The sequence below is a fragment of the Natrinema pellirubrum DSM 15624 genome (assembly GCF_000230735.2).
Lineage (GTDB): Archaea > Halobacteriota > Halobacteria > Halobacteriales > Natrialbaceae > Natrinema > Natrinema pellirubrum.
This window is the reverse complement of sequence record NC_019962.1, coordinates 3,111,124-3,124,357: the sequence shown is the minus strand read 5'-3', so window position 1 is coordinate 3,124,357 and position 13,234 is coordinate 3,111,124. Positions and strand designations below refer to the sequence as shown.

Genomic DNA, 13,234 nt, shown 5'->3' with positions numbered 1-13,234 from the left:
TTCCGTTCGTCCTCCTTGCACCGGTATGCGCCAGTTCGTGTTGCTCGGTCACGACATCCCAACCGAGCCCGATTTCTCGCTGGACGACCTCGCGGGCGGGGCCGGTCGCCTCGACGCGCTCTGTCGGTCGATCACCGCCGCGTTCGTTACCTCCCACGGCATCCGGGAGGCCGTCCGCGTCCACCTGATCGCACAGGACGAACTCACCATTACCTTCGACGGACGCGAGCTACAGCGGCTCAATCCCGACGAGCGCAGCACCGCCGCGCTGGTCCGCAACGCCCTCGAGCATCGCGAGGACGCCATCGGGGCCCTCCCGGCCGAGCCCAGCCCCGGGGTCGAGCTGTACCGGCGCGGGTTCGAGGGGACCCTCGAGGAAATCGCCGACGACGGCCCGGTGATCCAGCTCCACGAGGAGGGCGACGCCGTCGTCGACCTCGACCCCACGACGCTCGCCGATGGGGTCTTCGTGCTGTCGGACCATCGGGATTTCACCGCCGACGAAGCGGCGCTGCTCGAGGCGCACGCGGCGCAGCGGCTTCGGCTGGGGCCGAAACTCCTGCATGCCGATCAGGCGATCACCGTCGCGCACCACTATCTGGACACCGGCGGCTACGAGCGGTTCTGAGCGCAGCGGCGTGCCCTCGGGCGGTCCGACGGCGGCTTTCGCAAGCGTTAAACGCCCGGCCGCGTACGATTCGAATGCGGGCCGGTGGGGTAGCTTGGTATCCTTCGGCCTTCGGGTGGCCGTAACCGCGATTCGAATTCGCGCCGGCCCACTTTTCCCCACTTTCGTTCGTCCAGTGACGACCGTCGGGTGGCCGTAACCGCGTTCTCGTGAGCGGTGCGGGACCGGAGGTCCCGCTGGAAGCCAGCCGCAGGCCGGCGACGAACCGAACGAGAGCAAGCGAGACGAGTACCGTGAGTCTCGCGTGTCTTCACAGCGACGGCTTTCGGGTGGCCGTAACCGCGCATAGGTGGAAGACGATGATCAGCGTTCGGACGGAACAGTGGTTTCGAGAAACGCCGACGGAAGCCGGCGTTGGAACCCCCTCCGATGATGGGAAATCGATCGGATGGATCCGAGATCGTCGCACTGTGGCCAGTGGCGGCGAACGATCTCATGGGCGAGGTGCCGTCTGTCTCGGAGTCGGCGGATTCCGTCGGGAAACGACTGAACCGTGCCTCGCCGTTCGTGACGTTGTGCCGTTCTTAAATAGCCTTGTTGGCCGCAGGTTGGTCATCGTCCAACGATGACGGCCCGACATCCCGTACCCAAAGAACGGAGTCGATCGATAGCACCGCCCGTTCAGCTCCGGGGTGAGTACCGCCTCGGTACCATCGGAAGCACGGGCAAGCGCTCGAGTCGACTACACGCCGGGATGTGCCTCCCCGTTCTCGTCCGGGTCCGCGTCGTCGAAGACCTCTCCGCCGTCGATGACCCGCGGCGACGGGTCCGCACACGGACAGGTGTTGTGCGAACTCACCGGCCGGACAGTCCCGTCGCGGGTTCGCCAGACGGTAAAGAGTTCGCCACAGTTGCGACAGATACCGGCCGCCTTCTCCCGCTCGTCGTCGGCGTTCGTCACAGAAACAACCTCATCTTCGTATATTGCTAACTACCCCCACACAGAAAACGCTCGCGGTCGAACGCCCGCCGACCGTCGTCCGAACGGCCCACTCGCTTCGCGCTCCCCACGACGCCACGTGGACGACAGCCGCATCGGGGACTCCTCACAGCGTCTCGGACGCCCGGGCCTGTTCGGCGCGCCGATCGGCCTGTTCGAGGCGCTTCTCGGTCGCCCGCGAGAGCGACGCCGGCATGTCTTCCTCCGCTGCAGCGAGACGCTCCCCGACCCGCTCGAGTCGGTCCCGGACGGCCTCGAGTTGCTCGTCCGCGTTTCCGCGATCGCCAGCACGCGCTCGTTCGGCGGCCCGGCTTGCGGCGTCGGCGACGGCCGCGAGGGCGCGCTCGAGACCGGTAACGGGGTTCGACGAACCGTCGTCATCGTCGTCGTCCGTATCGCCCTCGGGTTCGACCGCGGCGACCGCCGCCTGCGTCTCCGCGGCGATTTCCGCGACGAACGACGCCAACGATGCCGTGCCGGTCTCGGGGCGGTCGATTCGGACCGGTTCCTCGGCGCCGGCATCGGGGTTGATCCGATAGGCACCGATCTCGTCGTCGGCGTCCCGGACCTCGGTCGTGTAGGCCCCGCCGTCGTGGACGTAGACCGCGTCGCTGCCATCGACCGACGACTCGTAGAGTCGCCCGGCGAAGTCGTCCTCGAGGGCCACCCGCGACAGCTCCCCGTCGCTTTCCTCGCCGCCGACCTCGAGTTTCGTCGCACGCTCGCGGGCGACTAGCGGGATCTCGCCGTCGACGCCGGCCGCCGTCGTCGCGCCGTCGTCGGCCACGGTGACGCGCTCGCTGTGGGGTGCCGTCCCGGCCCCGTTGGCGGTCAGCCGGTGGTCGCCGGCCGGCACGTCCTGCACGACGGCGACGCCGTCGAAGGTCGGTACGGCTTCGGGGTCGCTCTCGAGCAGGACGACCGATTCGACCCCCGTCGCGGTCGTCGTCAGTCCCTCGTCGGCCGGCGCGTCGTCAGCCGTGACCGCCGCCGTGATCTCGCTGACGACGGTGTTTATCGGTGCAGGGTCACCGATGGCGTCGTAGCGGTCGGCCAGCGCTTCTCGGTGGTTCGGCGCGGAGATGTCTGCCGCCGGGTTCTCGTAGCGGGGCTGGTCCCACGGGATCCCAGTCGCCGTGATATGGCCGGCGACGGCGTCCTCGATGGCGTCGGGGACGGCGAACTCGAATCTCAGTTGCGGCCCCGAAAACGCGGTGATATGCTCGATGTCGGCGGTCGGGACGAGGTCGTACGCGACGTCGGCGTCGCCGGCGCGCTCGCGGTGGTCGAAGACCAGCCCCGTTTCGCGGGCCGGGAGATCGGTCGGCGGCGATGTCAGCGCGTCGAACGAGCGGACCGTCACCGCCGCGTCGATCAACGAGTCGCGGGAGACCGACGGCAGGTCCTCGTGGTCGTACAGCGGCGCGCCCTCGTACTCCGGAACGACGTAGGGGAGTCGCGAGCCCTCGTCGCGGGGCAGCCCGTACGCCAGCGGGATCTCGGCGAGGTCCTCGATCCCTTCGATTGCCGTATTCGTGATGTCCGCCAACAGGTCCTCGACGGCGACCCGCTGGAAGCGATCCGGGACGTCGTTGACCGAGAGCGTACTCGAGTGCGAGCCCAGCTCCGAGAGGACCCGTGGGACGGCGTCGGGGTCGGGATCCAGGAACTCGTTGTTGGGGACCGTTCTGGAGTGGGAGCTGGCGACGTACAACTGGGGCTCGTCGGTCTCGGTGTCGACGAAAACGTGCAGTACCTCCCAGTCGTGCCAGTGGAAGTTGGTCGTGAACTGGTCGAACGCCGAGTACGACCAGAACTGGACGGCCGCCAGCGGCGAATCCTCGTACGCGACGGCGTGGTAGAAGACGGTCGGGTTCGGCGGCTCCCCGTCGCTCGCCCGGGCGTGGTACCCCTCGAGCGCGTCGAAGCCGTCGACGACGGTGTCGCCGTTGCGCTCGCTTTCGTAGGGCCGGGGATCCGTCGGGAACCACGGCTCCCGGCTGTCGAAGTACAACGTCGGGGCGAACCGCTCGGCCAACTCCCGCGCCGCGTCGTCGTCCAGTTGCTCGGTCTCGGCGTCGCTCTCCCGCTCGAACGCCGAACAGCCGGCGAGGGCAGCCCCACCGACGCCGGCGAGCGCGCCGAGTACCGTCCGCCGATCCACGTTGCTCCCATCGGCGTCGGTCACGTACCGTCACCGTCCGTCGTTGCCGCCCGCCCCGGGACGCGGCCGCGCGGCTGCCGAGTGAACATACGTCCGGATACGCCTAATCGTTCAAGTAGCTTCTGTCCGCCCCGCCCGACGCGCTCCTTCCTGAGCCCCGTCGCCGCTCACTCGAGTCGGACCTGGATCACCGCCAGTTCGTCCGACGGGACGGCTCCGGCGAACGCCGCCTCGAGTTCGTCCCACCCGTCGGGGCGGTAGGCCTCGATCCCGAAGCTCTCGGCGAAGGTCACCAGGTTCGGCGTCGTCAGTTCGGTGCCGGTGTGGTCGGCCCGATGGGCCTCCTGTTTCTCCGAAATGAGCCCGTAATCCTCGTCGTCGAAGACGACGGTGGTAAAGCCACAGTCCAGTCTGGTCGCGGTCTCGAGTTCGGCCGCGTTCATCAGGAACCCGCCGTCGCCGGTGCCCGCCACGACGTTCGCGTCGACGGCCAGATCCGCCGCCAGCGCGCCCGGGACAGCGATCCCCATGCTCGCCAGCCCGTTCGAGATCACGCAGGTGTTCGGCTCGTAGGTCGGGAACGACTGGGCGATGGCCATCTTGTGACTGCCAACGTCCGAGACTAGTACGCCGGAATCGGCCATCGCCTCGCGCAGGAGCGGGAGGGCGTTTCGTACCGTCACCGGGTCGTCGTCGGTCGGCGGCTCCGTCACGCCCTCGAGCAGCCGGTCGTGGAGGTCGTCACACCACAGCGAACAGGCCGCCGCGGAGAGGTGATCGGCGATGGCCGACAGCGCCGCACCGACGTCGGCGACGATCTCGACGTCGGGGTTGTAGTGGCGGTAGACCTCCGCGGGCTCGTAGTCGACGTGGATAATGGTCTTCTCGAGGTCCGGGTTCCACCCCTGTGGATCGTGTTCGGCGATGTCGTAGCCGACGGCGACGACGCAGTCGGCCCGCTCGATCGCCCGCGCGGCCTCCTCGTCCGGTCCCGAATCGAGCGTCATCAGCGACGCCGGCTCGCGGTCGGAGATCGCCCCCTTTCCCATGTAGGTCTCGACGACGGGGAGCCCGACGCGGTCGACGACCGCCCGGACCTGCTCGGATGCGCGGGTCCGGACCGCGCCGTTGCCCGCCAGCAGGATCGGTCGCTCGGCGTCGGCGATCAACGCCGCCGCGCGTTCGGCCGATTTGTCGTCGGGATCCGGCCGCCGGACCGGATCGCGACGGTCGATCGGCTCCGCGTCGATCTCGGCCGCCGCGACGTCTTCGGGGAACTCGAGGTGGGTCGCACCCGGCTTCTCGTACTCGGCGAGTTTGAACGCCTTGCGCACCGACTCGGGGGCGATCTCGGGTTCGCCGATCTGAGTGTTCCACTCGACGATCGGCTCGAAGACGTCGACAACGTCGAGCGCCTGGTGGCTCTCCTTGTGGAGCCGCTCGCGGCCGCCCTGACCCGTGATCGCGACGACGGGGCTCTTGTCCAGTTGGGCGTCGGCGACGCCGGTCATCATGTTCGTCGCACCGGGGCCGAGCGTCGACAGACAGACGCCGGCCGCGCCGGTCAGCCGGCCGTGGACGTCCGCCATGAACGCCGCTCCCTGTTCGTGACGCGTCGGAATAAAGCGGATCGACGACGCCCGCAGCGAGAACAGCAGGTCCTCGATCTCCTCGCCCGGCACGCCGAAGACCCGGTCGACGCCCTCCGCCTCGAGACAGTCGACCAGCAGGTCCGCAGTGGTAGCCATAGGCGGCCGTCCATACCGTCGGCATTAATCGTCGCCCCTGCAGGCGGCCGCGGGGGTCTCGAGTGGCATGCCATATCGGATCGATGTCGCGCTCGCGCGGTTCTCACGGGTACGTCGGCCGGCCGAATCCGAATTTAGTATCGCCCGTATTAGTTTATCACCTCGCTAGTGAGGGGATCTCGGCCGGTCCGTCGGCCGCACTGACGGCGAATCGTGAGGTGACGGCTTCACGGGCGGGATCGCTCGAAGCGAAGCGGCCGCTGGCGGTCGGAAATTTCTGTCCTCCCGCGGGCTACAGGACCCGATCCGGCCGAATTCGCAGCATCACGCGCTCGGTTTCGATCGTCGGCTGGTACTCGTCGACGTCCTGATAGCGCCGGGCCAGTTCGTCGATGTGGGCTCGAGCGCCGTCGGTCGTGACCTCCTCGACCTCACCGATCACCGAGAGGAACCGGTAGGGATCCTCGGGGTCGGTCATGCTGACGCCGACGCCGGGGTTGTTCCGGACGTTTCGCTCCTTCTGTCGCCCCCGCTCGGTGTTGATCAGCAGCCGGTCGTCGGCCGTATCGTAGTCGATCCAGACCGGCGTGACGTGGGGCAGCCCCTCGTCGGTCAGCGTCGCGACGTGAGCGAACGTTGCCTTCTCGAACAGGTCGTGGAACCCCTCGGGGATCGAGACCATGGACCACGGTTCACCGGCCCCGTTCTTGGGCGTGATGCCTATCGTAGCCACTGAATATCATTAGGCACCTAACCACACGATGGCGTTGCGAACAGTGTGTGAATCGTTTCAGTGGCTACGATACATCGACCGGGATCGAGGCGTCGCGGCTCCGGCGGCGGTGATCGCCCTCCCGTGGCCGCGGGCGGAGACGACCACGCACGTGCCGCCTGACGGCTTATTCCGGTCGCACTCGACTCGTGGCGTATGACCAACGACCCGTCGACGACTCGCCGACGCGTGCTGGGACTGACCGGTGTCGCGGCCTCGAGCGCCTTCCTTGCCGGCTGTGGCGGGCCGGGCGGCGACAGTGAGAACGACACCGAGACCGAGGCCGAAGAGGGGACGGGCAACGGCCAGGACATCGAGGAGGACGAGGAACCGAGCGAGGAGACGCCCGGGGTGAGCGACAACGAGACCGACACGAACGAAACGAACGAGACGGCCGGCGCGAACGAAACCGACGAAAGCGAATAGCACCCCGTCCCGCCGTCGGGTTGTCCCGTCACCCAGCACCGTGGCGAAACCGTTACCGGCCCTCGGTTCCTCCCTCGAGTGATGACCGACGGACTCGAGGCGGACGTCGAAGGGGCAGACGACGTCGCCCAGCAGCGCGACGAGCTGGCGACCCGGGTGCGGACCCACGCCGGCCGGATCGCACGGGAGTTGGCCGTTTTACAGGGCGGCGACTACGGACAGAAGACGTTCACCACCGACGCCGGCAGCTGGACGCTCAAGTACGAGGCCGGCGACGTGCAGTACCTGCGATACGAGCCCCAGTCGGGGTCGGAAATCTACGCCGTCTCGAGCAAGCAGCCGCCCGAGCCCGACGCGCTCGAGCGGGCGATGACCGACTACGAGGCCTTCGTCGCGGCCTTCAACGAGTACGTCCGGTCGTTCGAGGGGCTCTTCGCGGACGTGCCCGACGAGTTCCCCGAGGTCGAATCGACCGCCGAGCTGGCCGCCCAGCGGGATCGAACCCTCGAGCGGATCCGCGAGGTCTGTACCGCAATGGCGGGCCAGCTCCACCGCTACGACGGCGACTACGGCACCTACGCGACGACGATCGACGGGACCCGCTGGGAGCTGAAGTGGGACGGCGACGCGGTCTCCTATCTGCGCGTCGGCGGCGAGGACGGGATCTACCTCCTCTCGCAGTACGGGCCGCCGCCGGCCCCCGAGGTCCGCCGGCTGGTCGACGACGTTCCCGCGTTCGTCACCGCGTTCAACGACCACGTCGAGGACCTCGAGGCCGACCTCGAGACGGTCGCATTCGAGTCGCAGTGAGCCCGCCGTCGGGGTGTCACCGTGTCGAGGGCTGGCGAACGGCCGACGCGCTCGAGGCCGTTTTCGAACGGTACCGAGTTCACGTGACCCCTCTATACTCCAACTAGTAGCCGTTTTTACCGCCCAGCCCCTACTACCGGTGGCGACGACGCTCGCCGAGATCACCATGGACGGCGCTACTGACGGGACCGACGGGGGCACTGGCAACGAGGACGCGACCGACGACCGAGCCGGACCCGCCGATGCGGCCCTGTTCGAGGCCGTCGTGGTCCGCTACGAGTCGGACTGCGATCGCTGTACGCTCGTGCCGCGCGACGGGTCGACCGAGGCGAAGCTCAACGCCTGGCTCGCGGCGGATCTCGAGACGGTCGTCGATCTCGACGACGCCCGGTGACCGCCCGCCGACGAGCCGCCGGCGACTGGCCGGCGATACGCGTGGCTGCCGAGTTGGGTCAGAAGGGCCACGACGTCAGAAGTTATACGTCGACGTACTGGTCGACCCACTCCTGACGGCGCTGGAGCGCGCGTCGGCCCTTGGGCGTCAGCGCGTAGTAGTTCGTCCGGCGGTCGAGTTGCCCCTTTTCGACGAGGTCTTTCTCGACGAGCGTATCGAGGTTCGGATACAGCCGGCCGTGTGTCACCGGCTGCTCGATATAGTCGTTGATGTCGTCGAGAATGGCCTGTCCGGACGGCCGATCTTTCCCTGCGATCACGTACAACAGGTCACGTTGGAAGCCAGTTAGCTGGTCCATGGATCACCCTCTGAGTGACGACGTTCACCGTGCTGTGGCTTTGTTATAGAACGTGTACGTCGGCCGGGAACCCCCGAACGGACCGCGTAGAATCGGTCTCTGCCGCAACCGGTGTCTGACCGTGGCCTCGCTGTCCGCCGGTCGCGTGACGCGGTGTTTTTGACCCGGACGGCCGTAGTCGCGGCTGTGCCAACCGATTCGCTCGAGTGGGAGACCCGCGATCGTCGCGTAGCCTACTCCTGTCCGGGGTTCGATGTCGTTAACGAGTCCGTTCGACTTCCCGACGGGACCGAAACCGACTTCGATTACCTCTCGGAGCCGGCCAGCGTCTGTGTGCTGCCGCTGACGCCCGACGGCGACGTCGTCTGTATCGACGAGTGGCGACAGGCCGTCTCCCGGGTCAGCCACGGCCTCCCCGTCGGCGGCACCGAGCCCGAGGACGACGACCTCGAGGCAGCAGCTCGTCGGGAACTCGCCGAGGAGACCGGCCACGAGGCCGACGAGCTGGAGCCGCTGGTGACCGTCGAACCGGCAAACGGGATCGCCGACGCCGTGTTGCATTTCTTCGTCGCTCGGGGCTGTCGGCCGACCGCCGAACAGCGCCTCGATCACAACGAGAGCATTCGCGTCCGAACCCGGTCGCTCGAGGCGCTGACCGATGCGGTGGCCGACGGCGAGGTCCGCGACGGCCGGACCGTCCTCGCGCTCTCGTACTACCGACTGTTCGGGACGGACCGCGACTCGGACGAGGTGTAGTCGTCCGGAGATCGGCGACGAACGGCCGCGAAGCGACTACCGTGACTGGGGAGTCGCTGTCCCACGTCACCCGGTTTCGGTGTCGCTTGCAGTGTCTGTCTCGTTCCCGCTCTCGTTGTCGGCCGTCTCGTTCTCGCCCTGTGACTGCTCGAGGGCGGCCTGTAATCCGTCGGTTTCACCGAGGGTGACGCTGCTCGCCGCGACGTCGTCGATCGTCATTGAGCCGGCCTCGAGCGAGGGGATCGTCTCGCCCGCCATCTCGTCGTCGGTACCGGTCGGTTCCGGTTCGTTGCCAGCCGTCTCGTTGCCGGCGGTTTCGTTCTCACCAGTCTCGTTCGCCGTCGTTTCGTTTCCGCCGGTTTCGTTGCCGGCCATCTCGTTGTCGGCTGTCTCGTTCCCGTCGGCCTGTGTCTCGAGGCTGCCGACGGTCATCGAGGTGACCGTAATCTCGTCGACGTCGAACTCCTCGACGGTCAGTTCCTCGATATCCTGCGTGCTGGCGTTCTCGCTCTCGTTGGCCTCGCCGTCGCCGTCACCGCCGAACAGGCCGCCGATGAAATCGGAGATCCCCGAGAGGATGCCGCCGCCGTCGTCCTCGACAGTCAGGTCCTCGACGGTCAGTTGCTCGGTGGTCATCGACTCGATCGTCATGTTTCCGACCGTGACGTTCGTGGCCCCCTCGTCGATCGCCTGCCCGATGCCGGCCGTGGAGTCGTTCTCGCCGGCGGCGCTCTCGTTGTCGGTCGCGTTTTCGCCATCGGTTCCGCCGAGGTCCTCGATCGAGACGTTCTCGAGCGCGAGCGACTCGAACGCGACGTTCGAGATCGTGACCTCGTCGCCCGCGGACTCGTTGCCGGCCGCGGTGTCGTTTCCGGTGGACTGGTCGTCCGCGGACTCGTTCAGTGCGTCTTGGAGCCCCTCGCTGTTCTGGACGTCCAACTGCTGGACGCTGAGTTCTTCGATCGTGGCGTTTCGAACCGTGACGTTCTCGAGTTCCAGCGTCCCGACCTGGACGTTCTGTAGCGTTGCGCTCGTGTCGCTCATGTCTCCGGCGTCGTCGTTCGCGGCCGGTGCGGTCGCCCCTACGAGGGCGGGACCCCCCGAGAGCGCGACCAGCACGGCGACGAACGCGACACCGAGTGTTCGTGGTCGTGAAACCATACGGACCGACGTAGGAGCGGTCCCCGGCTAAAACGGGTCGACTGTTACGGGATTAGACCGGAGAAAACAGCCCTTTCGAGCCCGGAGCCGATCGATCATGGTCATACGACCCCCGTTCGACTGCGTCGGCTGCGACCGACCGAAAGCGATCGGCGGTGACTGCCGGATCGACGCCGCGACGACTGAAACCGACGATTCTGCGCCATCCAGTCGGTCTCAGTTCCTCGTTACCGACGGCTCCTGCGGAAAAAGGCGGGTTTCCGTCCGAAACTGAGCGGTCGATGGGCGGCGTCGCCGCTCGCGAACGGCTGCGGTCGCTCGAGCCCCGGTGAGCGATCACTCGAGGCGGAGTTCCCTGGTTTCGACGGCGTCGCAGGTGGGACAGACGAACTGGTAGCGGACCCGGCCGCCGGACGTGGTCACGCGCCAGCCACCCTCGGTGTCGACGTAGCCACACTCCGGACAGCGACGCTCGGACTCGTCGAACTTCTCCCGGAGCCGCTCGAACGGTGATCGATACGCTGACATGTGTTACACTATACTGTGGCAGTATTTAACACCCTAGCCTGCGATGCGGCTGGGATGGTTCGTCCGATCGCAACGGTTCTTAGGGATCCGTCCGTATACGGAGGTATGGACGATGTGGATGCGGACCGGCGTGGTAACGTCGGCGACCCCGCGGCCGCAGCACGTGCCCTCGAGCACGTCGTCGATCCGCTCGTAGCGGTCGCTGACGGGACGATCACGTACGCGAACGAGGCCGCGCGCAACGCCTTCGGGATCGGCGAGGCCGACCGCGACGCCGCGACCGCACTCCCGGGCTACTGGGACCGGCTCGCGACGGCGATCGACGAGACGACGGTCGGCACCGTTCGCCGGGTCGATTTCGACGACGATCGGCAGGGCGCGCGGATCCACCGCGGGGTCGACGGCGCGACGATCACGTTCGACCGCGGGGCGACCGGCGCCGACGACGAGGGGGCACTGGCCGGCACTCGGGACCGACTCGTCAAGGACCGCGCGCTCGAGGAGGCGCCGGTCGGGATCACCATTTCCGATCCCGACATGGAAGACAACCCGCTGGTGTACGTCAACGAGGCCTACGAGGAGATGACCGGCTACGAGTACGACGAGGTGGTCGGTCGGAACTGCCGGTTCCTCCAGGGCGAAGACTCCAGCGAGGCGGCCATCGCGGAGATGGCGGCGGCCGTCGCGGAGGACTACCCGGTGACCGTCGAACTCAAAAACTACCGGAAAGATGGGACCGAGTTCTGGAACGAGGTGACCATCGCGCCCGTCCGCGACGAGGACGGCACGGTGACCAACTACGTCGGCTTCCAGAACGACGTCACCGCGCGCAAGGAGGCCGAACTCGCACTCGAGGAACGGACCGAGGAACTCGAGTACATCCTCGACCGCGTCGAGGGGCTGATTCAGGACGTGACCGCGGTCGTGGCGGGCTCGACGGATCGTTCGGAACTCGAGAGCGAGGTCTGTGAGCGGATCGCCGCCGAAGACGGCTACGACGGAGCCTGGATCGGGGAACGGAACCCCGCGACCGGCACGATCGACGTTCGCTCGAGTGCGGGCAGCGGAACGGACCGCCAGCAGCTCGAGACCGGGGCGGACCACCCCGCCGTCGAGACCCTCGAGACGACCGAATCCACCGTCGGCACGGTCGAAGGCCGCACCTGTGTCGCCCTGCCGCTGTCGTACAACGGCATCGAGTACGGCGTGTTGACGGTTCGGGCCGACCAGGACCGGGACGTCGACGAGCGGGAGACGGTCATCCTCTCCGCGCTGGCTCGGTCGATCGCAAGCGGTGTCAATGCCCGCGAAACGAGCCGGGTCCTCGCGACCGACGCCGTCGTCGCCGTCGAACTCGAGTTGGCCGACCGGTCGTTCGCGCCGGCGGCTCTCTCGTCGGCGGCCGATTGCCGGCTGGAGTACCGCCGGTCGGTCCATCGCACCGGCGACGAGACGGCGTCGCTGTTTACCGTCGCCGGTGCAACCGGCGAGGACCTCACCGCGGCAGTCGCGGACCTCGAGGGGGTCGATTGCCGGGTCGTCGTCGAACACGACGACGAGTGTCTGGTCGAACTGACCGGCGACTCCGGCCTCGTCGGCTGGCTCTCGGAACGGGGCGCCCGAACGCAGGCGATCGAGGCCGAGGACGGTCGGGCCCGGGTCACCCTCGAGATCCCCCGCTCGGCGAACGTCCGATCGATCGTCGAGGCCATAGAGGACCGCTACGCCGGCACCGACGTCCGCTCGTTCCAGCAACGCGAACGCGAGGGCGAGACCCGGCAGGAGTTCGCCGCCCGGCTCGAGGAGGCGTTGACCGACCGCCAGTTCGGGGCCCTACAGCGGGCCTATCTCGGCGGCTACTTCGAGTGGCCCCGGCCGACGACCGGCGAGGAACTCGCCCAGTCGATGGGCGTTTCGCGGCCGACGTTCCACGAACACCTGCGGACGGCGGAGGCGAAGCTCTGTCGCGCGTTCTTCGGGGACGCGTAACCCCCGGCCCGGACTGTCTTCGCTCGTGACCTGTAGTCCCGGCTTAGGACTCAGAACGGTCGTGGACGGTCGCGGAGGTTTATGTGAGCAGTCGTGGGAGCGATGAGCATGTTCTCGTTCACGATGCCGCTGCAGACCGTGCCGCTGCAGACGGGTGGTGGGTTCCTGTACTGGGCGATCGTCTTCTTCGTCCTCGCGATCATCGCCGCCGCCGTCGGTGCCCGCGGGGTCGCCGGCATCTCGATGGAGATCGCACGGATCTTCGTGCTGATCTTCATCATCCTCGCGGTGGTCGCGTTGTTGTTGTGATACGGTTTGCTGTACGGATTTACCGGTGCAACCGCAGAGCGGTCATGGTTGCACCGGTAATGACTTACAGTAGACCGTATGAACCGGTCGCCCCGCCGGTTACATCGATGTCACTACCGGTGGTTACGGGTTCGCAGAACTTGCCAACCCGACTATCGGTTCGGGACGGGACAATGTCTGCCTGTTTTCAC

Annotated in this window: 14 protein-coding genes and 1 tRNA gene; 8 read left to right on the top strand and 7 right to left on the bottom strand. The window is 67.4% G+C overall.

Annotation, left to right across the window (positions count from 1 at the left end):
- Positions 1–25 precede the first annotated feature (25 nt).
- A complete protein-coding gene (gene trmY / locus NATPE_RS15065) occupies positions 26–628 on the top strand; it encodes a tRNA (pseudouridine(54)-N(1))-methyltransferase TrmY (RefSeq protein ID WP_006181382.1) in 603 nt (200 codons plus the stop codon).
- A gap of 78 nt (positions 629–706) precedes the next feature.
- Positions 707–779 (top strand) — tRNA-Pro (locus tag NATPE_RS15060).
- A 591-nt stretch (positions 780–1,370) separates the two neighbouring features.
- Here the strand turns inward: NATPE_RS15060 and NATPE_RS15055 are convergent.
- From NATPE_RS15055 to NATPE_RS15040, 4 genes are all read right to left on the bottom strand, one after another.
- Positions 1,371–1,589, bottom strand: a complete 219-nt coding sequence (locus tag NATPE_RS15055) for a hypothetical protein (protein WP_006181381.1) — start codon at positions 1,587–1,589, stop codon at positions 1,371–1,373.
- A 145-nt stretch (positions 1,590–1,734) separates the two neighbouring features.
- Positions 1,735–3,816, bottom strand: coding sequence for a hypothetical protein (locus NATPE_RS15050; RefSeq protein WP_006181380.1), 2,082 nt, complete (start codon positions 3,814–3,816; stop codon positions 1,735–1,737).
- A gap of 143 nt (positions 3,817–3,959) precedes the next feature.
- The gene (locus NATPE_RS15045) at positions 3,960–5,540 is read right to left on the bottom strand and encodes an acetolactate synthase large subunit (RefSeq protein WP_006181379.1); all 1,581 of its coding nucleotides are present in this window, start codon (positions 5,538–5,540) and stop codon (positions 3,960–3,962) included.
- 292 nt (positions 5,541–5,832) lie between these two features.
- Complete coding sequence (locus tag NATPE_RS15040; protein WP_006181378.1) at positions 5,833–6,222, bottom strand: PPOX class F420-dependent oxidoreductase; 390 nt, start codon at positions 6,220–6,222, stop codon at positions 5,833–5,835.
- Positions 6,223–6,468: 246 nt separating this feature from the next.
- On the opposite strand from NATPE_RS15040, the gene NATPE_RS15035 reads away from it, so the two are divergent.
- The 3 genes from NATPE_RS15035 to NATPE_RS15025 all read left to right on the top strand — a co-directional run bounded on the left by NATPE_RS15035 (position 6,469) and on the right by NATPE_RS15025 (position 7,942).
- Positions 6,469–6,738: a hypothetical protein gene (locus NATPE_RS15035; protein ID WP_006181377.1), complete on the top strand. Its 270-nt coding sequence runs from the start codon at positions 6,469–6,471 to the stop codon at positions 6,736–6,738.
- Positions 6,739–6,819: 81 nt separating this feature from the next.
- Entirely contained in the window at positions 6,820–7,548 is a 729-nt protein-coding gene (locus tag NATPE_RS15030; RefSeq protein WP_015299180.1) for a hypothetical protein, read from the top strand.
- 139 nt (positions 7,549–7,687) lie between these two features.
- The gene (locus NATPE_RS15025; RefSeq protein WP_006181376.1) at positions 7,688–7,942 is read left to right on the top strand and encodes a DUF7511 domain-containing protein; all 255 of its coding nucleotides are present in this window, start codon (positions 7,688–7,690) and stop codon (positions 7,940–7,942) included.
- A gap of 82 nt (positions 7,943–8,024) precedes the next feature.
- Here NATPE_RS15025 and NATPE_RS15020 read toward each other — a convergent pair whose 3' ends face one another.
- Positions 8,025–8,300, bottom strand: coding sequence for a PadR family transcriptional regulator (locus tag NATPE_RS15020; RefSeq protein WP_006181375.1), 276 nt, complete (start codon positions 8,298–8,300; stop codon positions 8,025–8,027).
- A 186-nt stretch (positions 8,301–8,486) separates the two neighbouring features.
- Here NATPE_RS15020 and NATPE_RS15015 point away from each other — a divergent pair, with 186 nt between their 5' ends.
- Positions 8,487–9,056 carry an NUDIX hydrolase gene (locus tag NATPE_RS15015; RefSeq protein WP_006181374.1) on the top strand — a complete coding sequence of 190 codons (570 nt, stop codon included), beginning with the start codon at positions 8,487–8,489 and terminating at the stop codon, positions 9,054–9,056.
- 66 nt (positions 9,057–9,122) lie between these two features.
- Here NATPE_RS15015 and NATPE_RS15010 read toward each other — a convergent pair whose 3' ends face one another.
- Positions 9,123–10,217 carry a hypothetical protein gene (locus NATPE_RS15010; RefSeq protein ID WP_006181373.1) on the bottom strand — a complete coding sequence of 365 codons (1,095 nt, stop codon included), beginning with the start codon at positions 10,215–10,217 and terminating at the stop codon, positions 9,123–9,125.
- 336 nt (positions 10,218–10,553) lie between these two features.
- Positions 10,554–10,745, bottom strand: a complete 192-nt coding sequence (locus NATPE_RS15005; protein WP_006181372.1) for an HVO_0649 family zinc finger protein — start codon at positions 10,743–10,745, stop codon at positions 10,554–10,556.
- Positions 10,746–10,850: 105 nt separating this feature from the next.
- Here NATPE_RS15005 and NATPE_RS15000 point away from each other — a divergent pair, with 105 nt between their 5' ends.
- Both NATPE_RS15000 and NATPE_RS14995 read left to right on the top strand, forming a co-directional pair.
- Complete coding sequence (locus tag NATPE_RS15000; protein WP_015299179.1) at positions 10,851–12,734, top strand: bacterio-opsin activator domain-containing protein; 1,884 nt, start codon at positions 10,851–10,853, stop codon at positions 12,732–12,734.
- Positions 12,735–12,842: 108 nt separating this feature from the next.
- A complete protein-coding gene (locus tag NATPE_RS14995) occupies positions 12,843–13,043 on the top strand; it encodes a DUF1328 family protein (protein WP_049804900.1) in 201 nt (66 codons plus the stop codon).
- Positions 13,044–13,234 lie beyond the last annotated feature (191 nt).